19 protein-coding genes are annotated in these 21,108 nt (G+C 57.2%); 7 read left to right on the forward strand and 12 right to left on the reverse strand.

Annotation, left to right across the window (positions count from 1 at the left end):
• From ACEQWH_RS02345 to cobS, 5 genes are all read right to left on the reverse strand, one after another.
• Positions 1-842, reverse strand: an 842-nt coding sequence (locus ACEQWH_RS02345; protein ID WP_370227950.1) for an MFS transporter, incomplete at its 3' end; no start/stop codon positions are given.
• 120 nt (positions 843-962) lie between these two features.
• Entirely contained in the window at positions 963-1,307 is a 345-nt protein-coding gene (locus tag ACEQWH_RS02350) for a DUF427 domain-containing protein (protein WP_370227951.1), read from the reverse strand.
• Positions 1,308-1,364: 57 nt separating this feature from the next.
• Complete coding sequence (locus ACEQWH_RS02355) at positions 1,365-3,161, reverse strand: aminopeptidase P family protein (protein WP_370227952.1); 1,797 nt, start codon at positions 3,159-3,161, stop codon at positions 1,365-1,367.
• Between the two features lie 85 nt (positions 3,162-3,246).
• The gene (gene cobT, locus ACEQWH_RS02360; RefSeq protein WP_370227954.1) at positions 3,247-5,124 is read right to left on the reverse strand and encodes a cobaltochelatase subunit CobT; all 1,878 of its coding nucleotides are present in this window, start codon (positions 5,122-5,124) and stop codon (positions 3,247-3,249) included.
• Positions 5,125-5,285: 161 nt separating this feature from the next.
• On the reverse strand, positions 5,286-6,272 hold the full coding sequence (gene cobS / locus ACEQWH_RS02365) for a cobaltochelatase subunit CobS (protein WP_370227956.1): 987 nt from the start codon (positions 6,270-6,272) through the stop codon (positions 5,286-5,288).
• 257 nt (positions 6,273-6,529) lie between these two features.
• On the opposite strand from cobS, the gene msrB reads away from it, so the two are divergent.
• Complete coding sequence (gene msrB, locus ACEQWH_RS02370) at positions 6,530-7,000, forward strand: peptide-methionine (R)-S-oxide reductase MsrB (RefSeq protein ID WP_370227958.1); 471 nt, start codon at positions 6,530-6,532, stop codon at positions 6,998-7,000.
• Between the two features lie 48 nt (positions 7,001-7,048).
• Here msrB and ACEQWH_RS02375 read toward each other — a convergent pair whose 3' ends face one another.
• Together ACEQWH_RS02375 and ACEQWH_RS02380 are read right to left on the reverse strand one after the other, a co-directional pair.
• Positions 7,049-7,678: a LysE family translocator gene (locus ACEQWH_RS02375; RefSeq protein ID WP_370227960.1), complete on the reverse strand. Its 630-nt coding sequence runs from the start codon at positions 7,676-7,678 to the stop codon at positions 7,049-7,051.
• Positions 7,679-7,728: 50 nt separating this feature from the next.
• On the reverse strand, positions 7,729-8,349 hold the full coding sequence (locus ACEQWH_RS02380) for a J domain-containing protein (protein ID WP_370227962.1): 621 nt from the start codon (positions 8,347-8,349) through the stop codon (positions 7,729-7,731).
• Between the two features lie 74 nt (positions 8,350-8,423).
• On the opposite strand from ACEQWH_RS02380, the gene ACEQWH_RS02385 reads away from it, so the two are divergent.
• A complete protein-coding gene (locus tag ACEQWH_RS02385) occupies positions 8,424-8,681 on the forward strand; it encodes a BolA family protein (RefSeq protein ID WP_370227964.1) in 258 nt (85 codons plus the stop codon).
• On the opposite strand, the gene ACEQWH_RS02390 is transcribed toward ACEQWH_RS02385, so the two are convergent.
• Positions 8,678-9,307 carry a DUF4177 domain-containing protein gene (locus tag ACEQWH_RS02390; protein ID WP_370227966.1) on the reverse strand — a complete coding sequence of 210 codons (630 nt, stop codon included), beginning with the start codon at positions 9,305-9,307 and terminating at the stop codon, positions 8,678-8,680. The genes ACEQWH_RS02385 and ACEQWH_RS02390 overlap by 4 nt on opposite strands.
• A 149-nt stretch (positions 9,308-9,456) precedes the next feature.
• Complete coding sequence (gene gatB, locus ACEQWH_RS02395; protein WP_370227967.1) at positions 9,457-10,968, reverse strand: Asp-tRNA(Asn)/Glu-tRNA(Gln) amidotransferase subunit GatB; 1,512 nt, start codon at positions 10,966-10,968, stop codon at positions 9,457-9,459.
• A gap of 132 nt (positions 10,969-11,100) precedes the next feature.
• Between gatB and ACEQWH_RS02400 the strand changes: the two genes are divergently transcribed.
• The gene (locus ACEQWH_RS02400) at positions 11,101-11,640 is read left to right on the forward strand and encodes a GNAT family N-acetyltransferase (protein ID WP_370227969.1); all 540 of its coding nucleotides are present in this window, start codon (positions 11,101-11,103) and stop codon (positions 11,638-11,640) included.
• Here ACEQWH_RS02400 and ACEQWH_RS02405 read toward each other — a convergent pair.
• From ACEQWH_RS02405 to pepN, 3 genes are all read right to left on the reverse strand, one after another.
• Positions 11,631-12,923, reverse strand: a complete 1,293-nt coding sequence (locus ACEQWH_RS02405; protein WP_370227971.1) for a hypothetical protein — start codon at positions 12,921-12,923, stop codon at positions 11,631-11,633. The genes ACEQWH_RS02400 and ACEQWH_RS02405 overlap by 10 nt on opposite strands.
• 197 nt (positions 12,924-13,120) lie before the next feature.
• Positions 13,121-13,546: a hypothetical protein gene (locus ACEQWH_RS02410; RefSeq protein ID WP_370227973.1), complete on the reverse strand. Its 426-nt coding sequence runs from the start codon at positions 13,544-13,546 to the stop codon at positions 13,121-13,123.
• The gene (gene pepN / locus ACEQWH_RS02415; protein WP_370227975.1) at positions 13,547-16,102 is read right to left on the reverse strand and encodes an aminopeptidase N; all 2,556 of its coding nucleotides are present in this window, start codon (positions 16,100-16,102) and stop codon (positions 13,547-13,549) included.
• Positions 16,103-16,318: 216 nt separating this feature from the next.
• Between pepN and ACEQWH_RS02420 the strand changes: the two genes are divergently transcribed.
• The 4 genes from ACEQWH_RS02420 to ACEQWH_RS02435 all read left to right on the forward strand — a co-directional run bounded on the left by ACEQWH_RS02420 (position 16,319) and on the right by ACEQWH_RS02435 (position 20,940).
• Positions 16,319-18,460, forward strand: coding sequence for a malate synthase G (locus ACEQWH_RS02420; protein WP_370227977.1), 2,142 nt, complete (start codon positions 16,319-16,321; stop codon positions 18,458-18,460).
• Between the two features lie 27 nt (positions 18,461-18,487).
• Positions 18,488-19,561, forward strand: coding sequence for an agmatine/peptidylarginine deiminase (locus ACEQWH_RS02425; RefSeq protein WP_370227979.1), 1,074 nt, complete (start codon positions 18,488-18,490; stop codon positions 19,559-19,561).
• Between the two features lie 47 nt (positions 19,562-19,608).
• The gene (locus tag ACEQWH_RS02430; RefSeq protein WP_370227981.1) at positions 19,609-20,037 is read left to right on the forward strand and encodes a heme-binding protein; all 429 of its coding nucleotides are present in this window, start codon (positions 19,609-19,611) and stop codon (positions 20,035-20,037) included.
• A 123-nt stretch (positions 20,038-20,160) separates the two neighbouring features.
• Positions 20,161-20,940 carry a gamma-glutamyl-gamma-aminobutyrate hydrolase family protein gene (locus tag ACEQWH_RS02435; RefSeq protein ID WP_370227983.1) on the forward strand — a complete coding sequence of 260 codons (780 nt, stop codon included), beginning with the start codon at positions 20,161-20,163 and terminating at the stop codon, positions 20,938-20,940.
• Positions 20,941-21,108: the final 168 nt, after the last annotated feature.

Raw genomic sequence — 21,108 nt, forward strand, 5'->3', positions numbered from 1 at the left:
GCAAAGCCAATCTGCACAACGGTCACGGCTGACAGCCAGCGCATCAGTACAGCGCCGATCAGGAACGACGACAGGATGCTGGCGATTGGCAGATAAGCCCCAAGCGCAATCCGCTGGGCTTCGGGCAGATAGGGCGGCATCACCGTCAGAATTGACACATAGGTCAGCGTGTAAAACAGCCAGCCAAGCGCCGCCGGACTTTCATAAGGAGAGCTATAGGCCGACACATGCCGCGCCCAGACGTCCTTCAGGCTGGGCAGGGCGGTCGCGTCTGATTTGGCCATGGCAGGTAGCGTTATCGTCAGAACCAGCGCAAAGGCGATCATATAGGCCCCATGCGCGGCAAAGAAGCCACCCAAGCCGACCTGCGCCACAAGCACGGGCGCGACGGGGGCGAGAATGGCAAAGGCCACGCCGAAAAAGCTGCTCCAGAGGGTCATGGACAGATATCGTTGTTTGGGTCGTGTCACCTGATTGATCAGTGTCGGGGCTGCCACCACGATTGCCAGGTGGGATGCGCCCTCGATCAGGCGGCTGCCCATGAATATTCCAAGGCTGGGCAGAGTTGCTTGCAACAGCGACATCGCGCCGCCCAGCCAAAGCCCAGCGACCAACATGCGTTTGTATCCTTGGCTGGCGACAAGCTGACCGGCAACAACGCCCAAAGCGACGCCAACAAAACTGACCACCGACAACAGCAGCCCCTGGGTTGCTTCGCTGGCAGGATAAGCCTGTTGCAGCATTGGAAATGTTGCTGCGATTTTGCCCAGCTGCGCGGCAGAGCCAAGCCCTGCCCCATAGAGCAGCAGGATCAGACCAAAAGACGTGCGTTCTGCTGACATGGTTTCAGTTGCCTTCACATAGATGCGGCCAAGCCGCCATCAGAGGGGCCATGATAAGCTTGGGATGAAGCAAAAGAAAAGGCGCCAGCGGCGCCTTGTTCCATGGATCGCGTTGCGCAATCAGATTTGTTCGACGGTCAGCTCGTCGCTTGTGAAGAACGCAAGGTGGTCCTTGATCCGAGCCACCTCGTCTTTTGGAGACTCATAGCTCCAGACGGCGTCGATGATCGTCTTGCTTTTGGTCACAATCGAGAAGTAGCGCGCATCACCTTTGTGCGGGCAGTGTGTTGTCTTGTCGCTGTCGTCCAGAAAGGCGGTCGCGATGTCTTCGCGTGGGAAGTAAATCACGGAAGGATAGTCGCCCTCGGTCAGTTCCAAAGCATTCGAGGATTCGCCAAGTACAGCGCCACCGGCACGCACAGTCCAATTCCCTGGGGCTTTGCGGATCGTGATATAAGGTGTCATTTGCCTCTCCTCTTTCGGGTTTTTGCCGTCAAAACAGCATTTTGTAACGCAGATATGTCAAATGCGCGCTGTGGCTTTTTGTAGCCATCCCTTGGTGCTTGCATCCACGTGGGGGTTCAAAGTGCGAAAGCAGGCCTCGTGATAAGCGTTCAGCCAGTCGCGCTCTGATGGAGACAACATATCGGCATTGACGAGCGCTAGGTCAATAGGAACGTAAGGGAGCGTTTTGAACTGAAGCATCTGACGATGGGAATCGCCGCCCTCAAGGTTGGGCGCGGGTTCGACAACCAAGAGGTTCTCGATACGAATGCCATATGCGCCTTCTTTGTAATATCCCGGTTCATTTGACACGATCATGCCGGCCTCAAGCGGGACATGCCCTTTGGTGGACAGGCTTTGAGGGCCTTCATGCACGCTCAGATAGCTGCCAACGCCGTGCCCCAGACCATGGTCGAAATCCAGCCCCGCCGCCCAGAGCGGCACACGGGCGATGGATTGGATATCGCGGCCAGCAAGCCCCTTGGGGAACCGAAGCTCTGACACAGCGATCATACCTTTCAACACCAGTGTAAACGCGCGCTTTTCTTCCTCGCCTGCGGTGCCAATGGCCAATGTCCGTGTGATGTCGGTCGTGCCATCCTGATATTGCCCGCCGCTGTCCAGCACCAGCAACTCGCCGTCTTGCAAGGTACGGTTGGTTTCATGCGTAACGCGATAATGGATAACCGCGCCATTGCTGCCAGCGCCCGCAATCGTATCAAAACTGATGTCGCGCAGCATATTGGTGGCGGCGCGCTGACCTTCCAGCTGCGTGACCACGTCGATCTCTGTGATGCCCTTGGTGGCGTTCTCGTCAAACCAAGCCAGGAAATTTGCCACCGCAACCCCATCGCGCAGATGGGCGGCCACGGCCCCGTCAATTTCGGCTTTGTTTTTGCATGCTTTGGGCAGCGAGCAGGGATCAGCGGCAAAGACCACCGGCACCCCCGCCGAGGTCAGCGCGGCGGCGATTGCTGTAGGCACCGAGGATCTTTCCAAAAGCACCGGCCCGGTGAGAGCCTGAAGCGTCGGCAACAGGTCTTCCTCAGTGCGCAGGGTCACGCCATCGCCCAGATGCGCGCCCAGCTCTGTGAATTTTTCTGGGTTGGCGATCAGGTCGCATGTGCCGTCTGCGTGCAGAATGACAAAGCCGTGCACAACTGGGTTATGCGCAATGTCTTCGCCGCGAATGTTCAGCAGCCAGCATAGGCTGTCTGGCAAAGTGATGACCGCTGCACTGGCGCCTTTGTTTGCGATGTCCTGCCCAAGCCGCGCGCGTTTCTCAGCGCTGCTTTCGCCTGCATATTCAACCGGTTGCGCAAAAGCTCTGGCCATGGGCTTCTCGGGTTGGTCAGCCCAGATTTCGTCCACAAGATTGGCGCTTGCGGTAAGCGAGATATCACTGCCTGCGAGCTGTTCATGCAGCTGATCGATCTGGCCAACCGTATGCAACCACGGGTCAAACGCGATCTTGCCGCCGGACATATTGTCTTGCAGCCAAGCGGCAAGCTGAACTTCGGGCCAGTGAACGATGGTAAAGGCCTCGTCACATTGCTGTCTGGCCTGAACACGGTACCTGCCGTCCACGAAAAGACCGGCCCGATCTTTCAGCGCGACACAGAACCCTGCCGATCCGGTGAACCCTGTCAGCCATGACAGACGTTCGTCGCGCGGGGCCACGTATTCCCCCTGATGCACATCAGCGCGCGGAATGAGAAACCCGTCAACGCCCAGGCGGTCCAGCTCGGCCCGCAGCGCGGCAAGACGTGGAGGCCCTTGGTCTGGGGAACTGCTGGCGTCAAAGGTCTGAAACATCGCTCACTCCATATCGGTATTTGCCCGCCGCAGCATAGGCTGCGCGACGGGGACAAGACAGTAAAATCAAAGGTGAGCCTGCGCGCTAGCCGACGCGGCGCATACCCATTACGCGTGCGCGGGCACGGGGATCGCTGTCAAACAGCGCCGCCAGCTGTTCGGTCATTGCGCCCGCCAGCTGTTCAACATCCGTGATCGTCACAGCGCGTTCGTAATACCGCGTGACATCGTGCCCGATCCCGATCGCCAAAAGCTCGACCTGACGACGTTTCTCGACCATGGCGATTACGTCGCGCAGGTGCTTTTCCAGATAGTTCGCGGGGTTCACCGAAAGGGTGCTGTCATCCACAGGCGCACCGTCAGAAATCACCATCAGGATCTTGCGCGCCTCGGGACGTGCCGCCATCCGGCGATGCGCCCATTCCAGTGCTTCGCCGTCAATGTTTTCTTTCAGCAGGCCTTCTTTCATCATCAGACCCAGATTGGGCCGCGTCCGACGCCAAGGCGCATCCGCTGATTTATAGATGATGTGGCGCAGATCGTTCAGACGACCAGGTTGCTGCGGGCGACCGTCTGCCAGCCATTTTTCACGGCTTTGGCCGCCTTTCCACGCGCGGGTGGTAAAGCCCAGAATCTCGACCTTGACGTTGCACCGCTCGAGCGTGCGCGCCAGAACATCGGCACAAATCGCGGCAATCGAAATAGGACGCCCCCGCATAGAGCCCGAGTTGTCCAAAAGCAGGGTCACCACAGTGTCGCGGAACTCGGTGTCTTTTTCGATCTTGAACGACAGAGGAGTGGTCGGGTTTGCCACCACACGCGCCAGACGGCCTGCGTCCAGAATGCCTTCTTCGAGGTCAAACAACCAAGAGCGGTTCTGCTGAGCTTGCAGCCGTCGTTGCAGTTTATTCGCCAGACGCGACACCGCGCCTTTCAGGGGTTCAAGCTGTTGATCCAGATAGGCGCGCAGGCGCTCCAGCTCGGCGACTTCGGCAAGATCTTCGGCGCGGATTTCTTCGTCGAAACTCTGGTCAAACACCTGATAGTCTGGATCCGCATCCGAAATTGGTTGCGGGGCAGGCGGCTCTAGTGGGGCCTCGCCATCGGGCATTTCGGTTTCTTCGGCCATGTCATCGTCGGACATGTCGTCCATCGTGACCTGCGCCTGCTGGCTGTCTTGCTGGTCTTCTTGCGAGGATTCAGGATTTGCATCCATTTCCTCTTCGTCGCTGTCGTCCTGACCTGTGGAATCCGGATCGGGCTCTTCGTCGGGCTGATCTTCGGCCTCGGTGTCGTCCTCTTCGTCCAACTCGTCCGGATCATCGCCCAACTGGTCGCCATAGCCCAGATCGTCGATCATCTGACGCGCGAATTTGGCGAATGCAGTCTGGTCGTGCAGCAGATCAGACAGATCACCCAACGTGTCGCCAGCGTTCTGTTCGATGAACGGCTTCCACAGCTCCATCACATTCTGCGCAGGGTCAGGCAGGTCGCGTCCGGTTGCCAGATGGCGGATCAGATAGCCCGCTGCTGCGGACAAAGGTGCATCAGCAGGCTGAGTAACTTTTTCATAGCCGCGAATACGCGCTTCGGAGGCAATCTTCGCGTCGATATTGCCAGCAGAGCCCGGCATGTCGCGCGCGCCCATCGCCTCGCAGCGTGCGGTCTCCATCGCCTGATAAAGCTCGCGCGCCATGCCTTCGGTCGGGGCATAACGGGCATGGGTGTCTGCATTGTGGTAACGGCGGTTAAAAGCCAAAGCGTCGGCTGTGCCGCGCGCCATCAGAACCTCTTCGCGGCTCATGCGGCGGCTGACCTGCGGCAAGCGCATCGCATCGCCTGAGACGCCCGAAGGGTCTACGGTATAGGTGACCGACAGCTCTGGATCATGCGCAAGCGTCTTGGTGGCCTCGGCAAGGGCCTTTTTGAATGGATCCGCTGGGTTGTCAGATGGTTTTGACATACCGCAATTCTCCCAAGTGCCGCAGCGCTCTTACGTCCCCGAAAGACAAGAGGCCAACCAAGGTGCGGTCAGAACTGTGCCTGATCCGCGGGTGTGTGCAATGCGCCCGCCCAAGGGGGGCGGATCGGGCGCGGCCCGGCATCAAGGCCGGGCGAAAAAGCTTAGCCGAGGCTCATGCTCGCCGCAGATTCCGGAAGCTCTTCGTCAAACAGACGCTGATAGAACTCGGCCACGGTCTGGCGTTCCAGCTCGTCACATGTGTTCAGGAAGGTCAGGCGGAAGGCATAGCCCACGTCGCGGAAGATCTCTGAGTTTTGCGCCCAGTTGATGACCGTCCGAGGCGACATCACGGTGGACAGATCGCCGTTCATAAAGGCCGTCCGGGTCAGATCCGCAACGGTCACCATCTGCTTTATTGTCTTGCGACCTGCTTCGGTGTTGTAATGCGGTGCTTTGGACAGAACGATATTGGTTTCCGCGTCAATCGACAGATAGTTCAGCGTGCTGACCAGCGACCAACGGTCCATCTGAGCTTGGTTGATTTGCTGCGTGCCGTGATACAGCCCGGTGGTGTCGCCCAAACCAACAGTGTTCGCGGTTGCGAACAGGCGGAAGTGTGGGTGCGGAGTAATGATCTGGTTCTGGTCCAGAAGCGTCAGTTTGCCGTCATGCTCCAGAACCCGCTGGATCACAAACATAACGTCCGCACGACCCGCATCATATTCATCAAAGACGATCGCAACAGGATTGCGCAGCGCCCATGGCAGGATGCCTTCGTGGAATTCAGTGACCTGCTTGCCGTCTTTCAGCTTGATCGCGTCCTTACCGATCAGGTCGATCCGGCTGATGTGGCTGTCCAGGTTCACACGTACCGCAGGCCAGTTCAGGCGCGCGGCGACTTGTTCGATGTGCGTGGACTTCCCTGTGCCATGATAGCCCTGGATCATCACGCGGCGGTTGTGTGAAAACCCTGCAAGGATTGCCAGCGTGGTGTCTGGATCGAACTTATAGGTCGGGTCCAGCTCGGGCACACGGTCGGTCCGATCCGCAAAGCCTTTGACCTGCATATCGCTGTCGATACCAAATACGTCGCGTACCGAGATATCCTCGGATGGTTTTGCGTCGATGTCAGTCATGCCGTCGGCCATGGGTCTCGTCCTTCTGTCACGGTGGGGCTCCACCGGATATTCATTCCGCATCGCAACATATCGCTCGATGTCGCAAGGAAAAGGGCAAAAGCGACAGATCGTAGAAAAACACTACGGAATTTTCGCTATTCGCAAGGTCTGGGACGCGGAATGTTGCAGCCTGTCACGCGTTTTTGACCAAGTGTTTGTTTGAAACAGCGCCAACTCGTGCTGAAGTGCCGCCCAGAGATCAACCAGAGATCAAAAAGGGGACACGCATGAACCGTCGCGAAGCACTGCTTGGAACGTCCGCGTTTGCGGTATTTGGAGGCCTCTCGGGGACCACGGCGCTGGCCGCCAACTTCGAGATCACGCGCACAGACGCAGAATGGCGCGCCATGCTGACGCCGCTGCAATACAAAGTCATGCGCCAAGAGGGAACCGAACGTGCGGGCAGCTCTCCGCTTGATAAAAACTACTCAGACGGCATCTACCATTGTCGTGGCTGTGATCTGGCGATCTATTCCTCAAAGCACAAATATGACAGCGGCACCGGCTGGCCTAGTTTTTACAAGTCGCTGGCCAATGCCGTGCGGACCAAGCCTGATCGCAAACTGCTGCGCGTGCGCACCGAAGTGCATTGCCGCCGCTGTGGCAGCCACCTTGGGCATGTGTTTGACGATGGTCCGCAACCGACCGGCAAACGCCATTGTCTGAATGGTGTGTCGCTGGTGTTCCGCTCTGCCTAAGCCGGATTTTCTGAAGGATTGAAACGGGCTCTCGGTGGGGGCCCGATTTTATTTTTCCAGGGCCAGCTTTGTGCCAAGGGCCACAAGGATGCCGCCGCCCAGCCGTTGAGCCAGACGATTTGCACGGCCCGAGGTTTTCAGCAGTGCCGACAGTCTATCCGCAAGCATAACGCAGACCGCATCCGCGCTAGAGAACATGAAGTTCACGAGCGTACCCAAGATCAGCAGTTGCAGCCAGATGGGAAAGCTGGCCGCAGGATCTGCAAACTGGGGCAGGAAGGCGACAAAAAAGATCGCGGTCTTGGGGTTCAAGACTTCGACAGAAACGCTTTGCCAGAACGCCCGTGCTGCAGATCGCGATTGGGGCGTCGTAGGGGTGTCGGACACCTCTTGGTTGGCCAAAAACATCGTCACGCCAAGCCAGACCAAATATCCCGCACCGGCAAGTTTCAAACCCAGATAAAGCGTCGGAACCGCTTCAAACAACACGGCCAGCCCGACGGCTGCGGCGATCACGTGAACATATCCGCCGATGTGGATGCCCAAAGCTGCAAACCAGCCCGCCTTGGGGCCACACGCAATCGTCTGCGCGGCCGTGTAAAGAAGCGCAGGACCCGGCATGTAGGCAAAGATGCTTGTCGCGATGAAGAACGAGATCATCAGGTCTAAGGATGGCATGGTCTGTATCCCTAAGTGATTGATCTCGTTTCAGATCTCAGCGGCTTGGCCTATTTGAAGCTGCCGCTGTCTTTGATCTGATCCCAGGCCCAGACGACTTCTTGCAACTGCTCTTCCTGGCTCCGGTCGCCGCCGTTCATGTCGGGGTGCAGAACCTTGATGAGCTTTTTATACGCCTTGCGGATGTCGGCCTTCGACCAAGAGTCCTCGGCCTCCAACAGCTCGAGCGCGCGGCGTTCGGTTGGCGGCAGGCGGCGTCCGGCGGACTTGCGGCCCGGGTTCTGCGTGGCGTTGCCGCCAAGAACCTGATGGGGGTCCTCGATGCCCAAACGTGCCCAAGCGCGGGTCTCAGGATCATCGATCCGTTTTGTTTCCCGCTCCCACACTTTGTCTTTCGAGTTCTGGGCGTTCATCTCAGCTTCGGTCTTGCCCTCAAAAAAAGACCATTTGGCGTTATACTCACGCACGTGCTCTTTGCAGAACCAACGGTATTCATCCAGCACATCCGGAGCTTTTGGCGCGCGGTACTGTCCCGGTTCGTTGCACCCTGGGTGTTCACACGCCCGCTTAGAGGTCTCGGACGCGCCAGACATCCCCCGCCGTCCACGCGGGTTCTTTTTCTTGGCAGAGGAGACGGACATATCGAATCCGAAGGGATCTGATTTTGACATGGAACACACCTATTCGACTCGGGTTCCAGAGTTTAAAGTAACTGGCGCTATATTGAAGGGGGCAGACCAAAAAAATGTTGGTTAAAGACGAAATTCATGAGCGGTTGTCTGCCGCTTTCTCTCCACGCGAGCTGGATGTCGTAGATGACAGCGAAAGCCATCGTGGTCATGCCGGATATCAAGAGGGCGGGCAAAGCCATTTTAACGTGAGAATGCGCGCGCAAGCCTTTGACTCTATGACCAGAATTGCGCGTCACAGAGCGGTGCACAAAGCCTTGGGCACAGAGCTGGTCGGGCGCATTCACGCGCTGGCCTTGGATCTGGACGTTTAGGCTTTCTTGCCGTCCTGCGCCTGAGACGCTCGGCTGCGCAACGCTGCGGGCAAGGCATTGGCTTTGCTCGACTTTGTGGACTTGATGCTGTCTGGCGTAAACAGAGCCTGCGGCTTTTGTTTGGGTGGCTCTGGCGCGCGGGGATCTGGAAAGCTGCTTTCGTCCATTGCTTTGGCGCGCGGCGCTTCGGCCTGTTCGCGAGGCTCGGGCGCTTTCTCGGCGACCTTCGGCGCTGGCTTTGGCAGCGGGACAACCGTTGGCTCTTGCGGCTCGACTGGGGTGCTGGCCGCGACTGCAGGCGGCTCGGCTGGGGCAACCACAGGTTCCGGTACAACGGCCGGAACGGGCGCTGGCGTCTCAGTCGGCGCGGGCGCCTCTGGCGTTTGAACTGCTTGTTCAACCTCTCGGCGGAACACCAGCAGGCTGCGATCTGTCGTTGTGTGACGGGTCAGGCCAGTGCGTTCGGTATTGGGCAAAGTCTCGCTGCGCACAAATTCCCAGCCCAAGAGGGCCATTTCATTCATAGCTTCTTGGATCGCCAGAGCGAACTTGTCCTCTGGCTTGCGCAATCCGCGCGCCTTACGACCTTTGGCCGGTGCTGGAATGACTTTGTATTCGTAAACCATAAAACTCTGCTCGACTATCGAAAGTATACCTGATCACAGGCGCGCTGTCTTTTGGAAAGGCCGCAAATGTTAAAAAGCCGCAGGAAAACCATACGTTCCTGCGACCATTCGTTGAGCAAAATAAGGGACATTACCCTAATGCGGGTGGTTTAGCCGTTCAGTTTCTGCGCAACCAACTGGTTTACCGCCTTTGGATTAGCTTTGCCGCCGGTGGCTTTCATCACCTGTCCAACAAACCAGCCCGCAAGCTTTGGGTTCACCTTGGCTTTTTCGACCTGATCGGGGTTCGCAGCGATGATTTCGTCCAGCGCGGCTTCGATGGCACCGGTATCAGTGACCTGCTTCATGCCGCGTTCTTCGACGATTTTTGCGGGGTCGCCGCCTTCGGTATAGACGATCTCAAACAGGTCTTTCGCAATCTTACCAGAGATCGCGTCCGAGCTGATCAGATCGATAATGCCGCCAAGCTGTTCTGGAGACAGTGGGCTTTCGGAAATGCCCTTGTCGTCTTTCTTCAGACGTCCAAACAATTCGTTGATCACCCAGTTGGCCGACAGCTTGCCACTGCGACCCTCTGCGACGGCCTCAAAGTAAGCGGCGTTTTCCGCCTCGGCAGTGAGGACGGATGCATCATATTCCGACAGGCCGAAGTCATTGACAAAGCGCGCTTTTTTCTCGTCGGGCAGCTCAGGCAGAGATTTCGCGATGTCGTCCACCCAACCTTGCTCGATTTCCAAAGGCAGCAGGTCAGGGTCTGGGAAATAGCGATAATCATGCGCTTCTTCTTTGGAGCGCATGGACCGTGTTTCATTCTTTTCCGCGTCGTACAGACGGGTTTCCTGATCCACCGTGCCGCCAGCTTCGACAATCGCGATCTGACGTTTCGCTTCATAGTCGATGGCCGCTTGGATGAACCGCATCGAGTTCATGTTCTTGATTTCGCAGCGCGTGCCCAGATGGCTGAAGTCCTGCGTCTCCATGTACTTTTCGTACTGACCCGGACGGCAGACAGACACGTTCACGTCTGCGCGCAGGTTGCCGTTTTGCATATTGCCATCACAGGTGCCCAGATACCGCAGCAACTGACGAAGCTTGGTGACATAGGCTGCGGCCTCTTCTGGACCACGGATATCGGGGCGCGAGACGATCTCCATCAGCGCGACGCCTGTGCGGTTGTAGTCGACAAAAGACATATTCGGGTCCATGTCGTGCACGGATTTGCCAGCGTCCTGTTCCAGGTGAATACGTTCAATGCGCACTTTGCGCGCAATGCCCGGCTCCATATCGACGATGATTTCGCCTTCGCCCACGATCGGGTGATACAACTGCGAAATCTGATAGCCTTGAGGCAGGTCAGGGTAGAAATAGTTCTTACGGTCAAACGCAGATTTCAGGTTGATGTCCGCCTTCAGGCCAAGACCCGTCCGAACCGCCTGTTCGACGCAGAACTCGTTGATAACAGGCAGCATTCCAGGCATGGCCGCATCCACGAAAGACACGTTTGCGTTCGGCTCAGCGCCAAATTGTGTCGAGGCCCCAGAGAACAGTTTCGCATTACTGGAGACCTGCGCGTGGACTTCCATACCGATCACGAGTTCCCAGTCATATTTCGCACCTGCGATGACCTTGGGTTTCGGGGTTTCATATGTCAGGTCCAGCATCGGCTGAGGCTCCGTATATCTTGCGCTAAACCGCGTTCTAAGACAGGGCGCGGGCAGGGGCAAGAGGGCTTGCGGATCCCTGGGCCTTTGGGCAAGCTTGCGGGCCTTATCTGCGCGAAAAAGAGACAGATTATGCTGACGACCGACCGATTGATCCTGCGCCCCTTCACATCCGGTGATCTGGACGCCTATGCCGCGATGAATGCCGACCCAGAGGTGATGCGGTTTTATCCCTTCACCTATTCGCGCGAGCAGTCACAGGCCTCGCTGGAAAAATGCGCAGCTAGCTGGGAAGAGCATGGCTACGGGTTTTCGGCCGTAACGGATAAATCAGGCGGGTTTCTTGGCCTGTGCGGGCTGTCCTATTTCAGTGCAGAGTCGCCGTTTTCGCCACAGGTCGAGATTGGGTGGCGTTTCGTTCCGTCAGCTTGGGGGCAAGGGTATGCCAGCGAAGCTGCGCGGGCGTGGCTGCAAGTTGGCTTTGAAGAGAAGGGTTTGGATCAGATCGTGTCTTTCACGGCCGTGCCGAATGAACCTTCGGCCAAGGTCATGCAGCGCATTGGCATGTCGCGTCACGCAGAGTGGGATTTTGACATGCCGTTTCTGCCCAAAGAGCACTGGCTTGCGGCGCATATCGTCTATCGCATGACGCGGGATGCGTTTTACGGATGAATCTCGGTGATCCCTTCGGGGCCGATGTGGATCGTCAGGCCCTGTTCGATCATCTTGCGAAAGGGCTGGGCCACCGCATTCAGCGCCAGATCAGTGCCTTTCAGCGCAAGTCGCTCTAGCGAAATCGAGCGATTGCGGTTGTCAAACCCGTATTCGGCGTGTCCCCAGACCAGCGGATGCACTTCGCGCAGGTATTTGTGGACGATATCTTCAAATCCTTTGCGCAAAACAGTGGCCTGCGCGCCAGAGGTGCCGCCCTCTAGATAGGCTTGCCGACTCGCCTGCCATGCACAGTAAACCTGAGCTGCCATGAGGTTGGCGGTATTCTGGTCTGTCTGACGTTCCAGAATATCAAAAACACTATCCAGGAAGTATTCAGCATCCATATGGGCCAGACAATCCGGGTCACTGAGGATTGCGTCAAACCAAACCCAAGCATAGCCACCAGCGCCCCAAAGATCATAGGTGCGCGCCGCCGTGCGACGGGCTTCGAGGTCGAGTTTCTGATACGAGCCATACCACGCGGGTAACAGGTAATTCCCAAGGGCGCGCATGTGGCGCGGGTTGTTTGGGTCAAGATCGATGAGGTCTTCAAAATCATCGGCAACGCAATCGCCGGGATGCTCTTGCGCAGGCAAGAGCGCACAACGCGCAGCGCTCAGGGCGGGGGAGTCCAATTCGTGGACGCAAAAGCCATCCATGATCTCTGTCGCGCGACGGAAATGCGCTTTGAAAGCTTCGCGGTTTTCCTGTGGCAGAGTTGCCAAGGCACCATGGCCACGCCACGCCCACCCGATGTCGATGTGCATATGGGCCACTGTCAGCGCCAGCGCATAGTCCTCGGGGTATTCGGTGAGCATCAGCTCCATGTCTTCGATGCCGCCTAGGAAGTTTGCATCTTTGGCAGGCTGGCCATGCAGCAGAGCGTGTTCGGCGGCGGCAACCACATCAGCGCGGCCCCCAAACAGCAAAAGTTCGGCAATCGAGCTTCCTGACGCGCTTTTGGCGCGCGCACGGTCGGCCTCTTGGATGCGCGATGACAGGTCTTCCCAGCGTTCCTGACGGGCCAGAAACTGGCCTTCCTCGCGAACTCTCGCATCGTCGCACTTGCGCACAGACGCGTTGTTAACGGGAATTTTGACGCCTTCGGCCACATCGCGATCCGCATAGACCGTCGGAAGAAACGCCAGCGGCGCGTCCTCGCGAGGTTTGGTAAACTTGCGAACGACAGCGCGCAGTGCTTCTGGCATGTGCGGCATGAGCGTATGGCGGGACTTTAGCATTCAGTAGTGCTCCTGTGAGTTGAGAGCAAATTCACCTGAAAATCGGGCCGAAAAGGGGCAAAGCCGCGGAAGTTCGCGGGCCATTGCATGGGAGAATGGTGGAATTGATGCGTGCGGCCGCCGCAATTTGGGGTTGCGTGCGGCATTGTTTTTTCACCGGCGACAATCACGCCCGCTCTGGCTGAACCAAAGGCGTATCAAAACACCGTAAAGGCGTGTCGCTCGGTTCGGATGTCACGGTCTTTCAGCGCGGCCTCGAGGTCTTTGTGTGGTGGCATCGCATCATACGGCAGGCGCAACTTGCGGCCGTCTTGCAAGACAACACTGACGCGCACCGACAGATCCATGCGCCCATCAAAGCGGATCTTTTCGATTTCGTGCAGCGGGATGGTGACCTCTTGGCTGCGGTTCTTCCAGAAAAGATGCTGGTCGTTCAATTCCAGACGCGCCGTGACATTCATAAAGACATCAATGGCCGCGGGCAGGGTGATCATTGCGACAATCACAAGGATCCACCACACCGTGCCGATGTAATCCAGACCGATCAGGACAAACACCATCGCCACCAAAGCTGCGATGGATTTGGGCGTCCGCCCTTGGCTTTCAAAAGTGAAACTGTCCATTTATCCCAATATCCGCGTAATCATCTCGGAAGTATCCCGACTCAGGTCCTTTTTCGCAAGGATCCGTTCCAGTTGCGTCTTGATCAGCTCCTGACGGTCCTCATCATAGGCGCGCCAAGTCTGAAACGCGGAACACATCCGCGCCGTCGTCTGCGGATTCAGGTCGTCCAGCTGGATCAGCCAGTCGGTCAACAGCGCATAGCCTGCGCCACTTTTGTGATGAAACCCTGCATGGTTGCCCGCCAGTGCGCCCAGCGTTGCGCGGAAACGGTTGGGGTTCTTCATGTCAAAGTCCGCATGTTCGGTCAGCTTGCGGGTCACACCCGCGGCCTGATCCGGTGTGGCGAGTGCCACTTGCAGGGCAAACCACTTGTCGATCACCAGCCGGTCTGCCTGCCATTGGTCATAGAACGCTGCCAGCGCTGCCTCGCCGGTACCTGTCTCGATCAGCTGGCCAAGCGCTGCCAGCTGCTCTGTCATATTGTCAGCGCGATCAAACTGCGTCTGGGCGGCAGAGCCTGCGTCCAGTTTGGTCAGCAATGACAACGCCGCATTGGCCAGCGCGCGTTTTCCAGCGCCATCGGCATCCGGCAAGAAAGGGCCTTTGACCAGATGCGCCTCATAGAGTGCGGGCAGATGCGCGGCCAGTGCCTGCGCTTTGGCCTTGCGAAAGGCCTTGGATGCGGCGTGGATCGCGTCGGGGTCCGGCGTTTCTCCCATTTCAGAGAGTGCGCGGGCCAGTTCAGAGTCTCCGGGCTGTCCGAGCAGATAGGCTTTATACGCGGGCTCAAGGCTTGGATCCTGAATGACACGTTGAAGGCTGTCCAAATAAAGCGCGTTCGGTTCGGCCCCGTCGCGGATCATGGCCAGCAGGCTGTCGCGCGCCAGATCACGTCCGGCCTCCCAGCGATTGAAACTGTCGGTGTCATGGGCGAACAAAAACGCGCGGCGGTCGTTGTCGATGTCATGGTCCAAAACCACAGGGGCCGAGAAGCCGCGCAGAATTGATGGGATCGGGCGCACTGCAAGCCCCGTGACCTGATAGCTTTGGCTGGCCTGCGTCATCTCAAAGACATCCGTTGCCTGCACTTCGTCGCCGTTTGGGTTCAATAGGCCGATGGCAACCGGGATTACCTTGGGGTCTTTTTGGTCCTGACCGGGCGTTGGGGCTGTGGATTGGGTAAAGGTCAACGTGAAGGTGCCTGTGCTGGCGTCCCAGTCTTCGGTCACAGACAGTTTTGGCGTGCCCGATTGGCTGTACCACAGTTTGAACTGCGACAGATCACGCCCCGTAAAATCCTCAAAGACCTTGAGCCAGTCTTCAATCGTGGCGGCATCCCCGTCATGGCGGTCAAAATAGAGATCAAGCGCTTTGGCATAGGCGTCATCCCCAACAAGGGTTTTCAGCATGCCAATAACCTCGGCGCCTTTTTCATAGACTGTGGCGGTATAGAAATTGTTGATCTCTTGGAATTCCTCAGGGCGCACAGGGTGGCTAAGGGGGCCCTGATCTTCGGGGAACTGACGGGCGCGCAAGGCCAGCACGTTTTCGATGCGCGCAACGTCGCCAGAGCGCATGTCTGCGGTAAACTGATGGTCGCGATAGACGGTCAGGCCTTCTTTCAGGCACAGCTGGAACCAATCGCGACAGGTGATGCGGTTTCCGGTCCAGTTGTGGAAATACTCGTGCGCAATGATGGCTTCGATCCGCTCAAAGTTGGCGTCCGTAGAGGTTTCGGGCGAGGCCAGCACAGCGGAAGAGTTGAAGATATTCAGCCCTTTGTTCTCCATCGCGCCCATATTGAAGTCATCCACGGCCACAATGTTAAAGATATCGAGGTCATATTCCCGGCCATAGACGTCCTCGTCCCACTTCATGGAATCTTTAAGGGCCTGCATCCCAAAGGCACATTTGTGTTCGTCTCCCGGGCGCACCCATATGTTCAGCTCGATCTCTTTGCCGGATTGTGTGGTGAACTGGCCCGGATGATTGATCAGATCGCCCGCCACCAATGCAAACAGATAGGCGGGTTTTTTCCAGGGGTCGGACCATTCTGCAAACCCATCGCCCTTTGCGCCGGGATTACCGTTGGACAACAAGATGGGATCTTGGCCTTCGATACGCACATGGAATGGCGCCATGACATCGGGGCGATCCGGGTAATAGGTGATCTTGCGGAACCCTTCGGCCTCGCATTGAGTGCAATACATGCCGTTTGACATGTAAAGCCCCTCAAGGGCGGTGTTGGTTGACGGCGAAATCTCCACCTCGGCCTCCCAGACGAAGGGCGCATCAGGCGCATCTGCCTCTAAACCGCCGTCCACATCGCGGGTCGTTACGTCTTTGCCGTCAATCTTGGCTGAGATCAAATTCAGGTCTTCGCCATGCAGAAAGAAGCGACGGTCTGGCGCGTCTGGATTGGGGCGGAATGCGATTTTTGAAAGAACGCGGGTTTGCGTTGGATGCAGCTTGAACGTCAGCGCAACACTGTCGATCAGATATCCAAAGGGGGTGTAGTCCTTGAGGTAGATGGTCTGAGGGGCCGCATCGCGCATCTTAGCACTCCGTAAATTATGGTCACCTAGATGTATCCTCTGGCTCAGCCGCTGCAAGGCTTTCTGCGTCAGGGGCCAGCAACGCCGAAACAGTTTCTTGGAAATTTTGGTAAAAAGATTTTACCAAAATGGTTGATGATGTATTTGAACGACTGTAAGTAATTGGTGAATACGGCGGTATACATGGTGTGTGCCGGTGTCATTAGGAGGGGTTCTATGTCACGTATCGAGAAAAACGGCCTGCAGGTTGATGCGCAATATGTTGATTTCATTGAAAATGAGGCGCTTCCGGGGTCTGGCGTCTCGGCCGAGGACTTTTGGTCAGGCCTAAGCGCACTGGTGCATGACTTTGGCCCGGAAAATCGCGCGCTGCTGCAGACGCGCGAAGATATGCAGGGCAAGATCGATGCGTGGCACATCGCACACAAGGGGTCCGCCTTTGATTTTGACGCCTATAAAGCCTTCTTGGAAGAGATCGGTTACCTGCTGCCAGAAGGTGATGACTTTCAAGTCGACACGGCCAACGTTGATCCCGAGATTGCTTGGGTTCCGGGCCCTCAGCTTGTGGTGCCAATTACCAACGCTCGCTATGCCCTGAATGCAGCGAACGCCCGCTGGGGATCATTGTATGACGCGCTTTATGGCACCGATGCTATGGGCACGAGCCCAGCGGCAGGCGGGTATGACGCCGCACGCGGGGCAGAGGTTGTTGCATATGCCAAGGCGCATCTGGATCAGGCCATTCCTTTGGTTGATGCAACATGGGCGGATGTCACGGGGTTTGATTTTCAGGATGGCCAGTTTGTCGTCCGCACAGGCGAGGGCACCGCAAACCTTGAGCGGGTTCAGCAATTCGTCGGCATCACCGAAGATCTGACAGAGCTGTTGTTCGTAAAACACGGGCTGCACATTCGCATTGTGATCAATCCGAACCACCCAATCGGCAAAGATGATCCGGCGGGTATCGCAGATGTCATCGTCGAGGCCGCAATGTCGGCGATCATGGACTGCGAAGACTCGGTTGCCTGTGTGGATGCCGAAGACAAGGTTCTGGCTTATCGCAACTGGTTGGGCCTGATGAAAGGCGATCTGCAAGAGAGCTTTGACAAAGGTGGCAAGACGGTCACGCGACGCTTGAATGACGACATGATGTTCAAAACGCCCGCGGGTAAAGAGCGTATCCTGAAAGGGCGTGCGCTGTTGTGGATCCGCAATGTGGGTCATTTGATGAGCAACCCCACCATTCTGGACCGTGACGGCAATGAGATCATGGAAGGTCTGATGGATGCCATGACCACGGTGCTGGTGTCCAAACATGATCTGGCCCGGGACAGCGGCAATTCTGTGCATGGCTCGATCTATATCGTGAAGCCCAAGATGCACGGCCCTGAAGAGGTCGCCTTTACCGATCGTATCTTCACACATGTCGAAGGCGCGCTGGGCCTTCCGGCGAATACAGTCAAAATCGGTATCATGGATGAAGAGCGGCGCACAACGGTGAACCTTAAGGCCTGCATCCGTGCTGCGAAGTCCCGTGTGGCGTTTATCAACACCGGTTTCCTGGATCGCACGGGCGACGAAATCCACACCTCGATGGAGGCGGGTGCCGTTCTGCGTAAAGACGACATCAAGAAAGAAGGCTGGATCGCGGCCTATGAAGCGTTGAACGTGGATATTGGTCTGGAATGTGGCCTGCAGGGCAAGGCTCAGATCGGCAAAGGTATGTGGGCGATGCCTGATATGATGGAAGCGATGCTGGATCAAAAGATCGGGCACCCGCAATCTGGTGCGACCTGTGCATGGGTGCCAAGCCCGACAGCGGCGACACTCCATGCGCTGCACTATCACAAAGTGGACGTCATGGCCGTTCAGAATGGCTTGAAAGACGGCGGTCGTCGTGCCGCGCGTGAGGATGTTCTGCAGATCCCGTTGGCGGCAGGCGCGAACTGGTCTCCGGATGAGATTGCCAATGAGGTTGCCAACAACTGTCAGGGTATTCTTGGATATGTCGTGCGTTGGGTCGATCAAGGGGTTGGCTGCTCTAAGGTGCCAGACATCAATGATGTTGGCCTGATGGAAGACCGTGCCACCTGCCGTATCTCGGCGCAGCACTTGGCGAATTGGATCCACAACGGTGTGGTGACAGAAGACGAGGTCATGGCATCGATGCAAAAGATGGCAGCTATTGTGGATGGCCAGAATGCATCCGATCCGCTCTATACTCCCATGGCGCCGGGCTTTGCCGGGATCGCCTTTCAAGCGGCCTGCGATCTGGTGTTCAAAGGGCGTGTGCAGCCCTCGGGGTATACAGAACCTGTCCTTCATGCCCGTCGACTGGAGCTGAAATCCACGGCATAGTACCCTCAACAGAGGGAGGCACGCAGAATGCGCACGCGTCGAGACTTTATCAAGTTGACAGCAGGGGGACTTGCTTTGACAGGAATTGGGTCAGGAACCGGCGCGCGCGCAGAGCAGGGGCTCTATGTGCCCCCCGAAGAGGGCCCGCACGAGCTGACCTTTATGCAATGGCCAAACAGCCGCGCCGTCTATCGCGATAAATGGTGGCTGGCGGATGTTCAGGCCACCATCGCAAATATCGCCAATACAATTGCGGCCTTTGAGCCTGTGGTGATGCTGGCGGACAAGCGACAGCACCGCGCGGCACGCAAACTGCTCTCTGATCAAGTCGAGCTGTGGGACATCCCAACCGAAGATCTGTGGTGCCGTGACTCAGGCCCCCTGACGGCGTTTCGCGGGACAGAGCGCGTCCTTAGCCACGTTCAGTTCAACGGTTGGGGCGGTAAACAAAACGACCGCAACGATGCGCGCGTGGCGGAAAGAGTGGCAGACGCGCTGGGCTTTGATGTCGTGCCCTCGGGTGTCATCGGCGAGTATGGCGGCGTCGAGCATGATGGCCACGGGCTGTTGCTGGCGCATGAAAGCTCTTGGGTTAATTCCAACCGGAACCCGGGCCAGTCCCGCCAACAGATCGAGGCCAGCTTGCTTGCGGCTTATGGGGCTGAGCGGATGATTTGGGCCGAAGGGGTCTATGATCAGGACATTACGGATTATCACATCGACAGTCTGGCGCGCTTTACCGGCGCTGGGCGGGTGCTTGCGAATATGCCGATCCAGATAGATCCGGACGATCCCTTCCATCTGGCCGCACAGGATACGCTGGCTGCACTCCGGCGCGCTGGGCTTTCGGTTGATGTCATTCCCGAGCCCATCCAACGACGCGTGCAGTCTTTTGACTTTGTTGCCTCATACGCCAACTACTATGTCTGCAACGGCGCTGTTGTCATGGCGCAGTTCGGTGATGTAGACACAGACCAAGAGGCAAGACAGGCGATGGCGCGGCACTATCCGGGTCGCGAAATTGTTGCGCTAAACGTAGACGCGCTGGGAGAAATAGGCGGTGGCATCCACTGCGCCACACAACAGCTGCCAGCGGCTTAACTCGTTGTTAGTAAACGGTGAAAATAAAGTATTGGGGGTAGGTAAACATGGCTGAAATTTCATTGCGCAAGGCGCGCACAATCATCCGCAAAACTCTGGAAAAAGGCCGCGAGATGGAGTTGAAACCTCTGTCCGTCGTGGTTCTGGATGCAGGTGGGCATGTGATTGCCTTTGAGAAAGAGGACGGAGCGGCCCCGGGTCGGTTTGGCATCGCACATGGCAAAGCCTATGGCGCGGTGATGCTGCATATGTCGGGCTCTGCTCAGATGGCGCGGGCAGAACAGCAGGCGTATTTCATGGCGGCGGTCAATGGTGTCTATGGCGGGCATGTGGTGCCAGTTCCGGGCGGCATTCTGGTGCGCGACAAAAAGGGCAACGTGATCGGCGGGGTCGGCGTGACCGGAGATACCTCTGACAACGACGCCGAAGCAGGTCTTGCTGGCATCGCCTCGGCCGGGTTGATTGGCGAAGGCTAACGCCTAAAACCTCATCAATTTGTGACTGTGTGCTGATGCACAGTCGTATTATGTGAATCGAGACGTTTTGTTTCGCCGAAATTCGTGTAGCCTGACGCAATCAGGAAGTGAATGAGGCATCACATGGCGCGCCCCATCGTCGGCATCATAGGCAACGCGTATCTGTTGAATGAAGAATATCCGGTTCATGTGGCCGGAACCATGAACTCGTCGGCTTTGGTCGACGTGGCCGGCTGTATGCCCATGATCATTCCGTCTGACCCGAAATTCGTCAGCACCGCCGAACTCATGGAGGCCTGCGACGGCTTTCTGTTCACCGGCGGGCGACCAAATGTTCACCCTGAAGAATACGGCGAAGTTGCGACCGAGGCGCATGGCACCTTTGATCGCGCGCGGGACGCAATTGCGCTGGACCTCATTCGCGCTTGTGTGCGGATCGGTCAGCCGATCCTTGGCATTTGCCGCGGCTTTCAAGAGGTCAACGTGGCCATGGGCGGCTCGCTTTACCCCGAGATCCGCGATCTTCCGGGGCGCGATAACCACCGGATGCCACCTGATGGCACGTTGGAAGAAAAATTTGCCCTGCGCCATGAGGTGACCTTTCAAGAAGGTGGCGTGTTTCATCAGGTTATGGGCGCACAGTCCGTTATGACGAACACACTGCATGGCCAAGGCATCAAAACGCCAGTCGATGCGCTGGTGATTGATGGCCATGCGCCCGACGGCACGCCCGAGGCGATCTATGTCAAAGATGCGCCCGGCTTTACCCTGGCCGTGCAATGGCACCCGGAATACAACGCGGCCCAAGATCCCGTAAGCCGCCCACTGTTTGAAGCCTTTGGTCAAGCCGTGCAGGCCTGGTCCACAGAAAAACGCGCGTCTCCGATGTTAAAATCGGCCTAAGACAATTTGACGCGACGCCCCCATTTTCTATCGCCCATTTAGATACCTTTGTGTTTGAGTATGACTTTGTTTGCCTTGAAATTTGATTGCGCGATCAAGGTCTTAAATTGAAACAATATTAGGATCACCATTGAAAATGATCAGCGATCTCAGCCATTTTATGTCGCT

Origin of the sequence: Cognatishimia sp. (genome assembly GCF_964229375.1) — a bacterium.
GTDB lineage: Bacteria > Pseudomonadota > Alphaproteobacteria > Rhodobacterales > Rhodobacteraceae > Cognatishimia.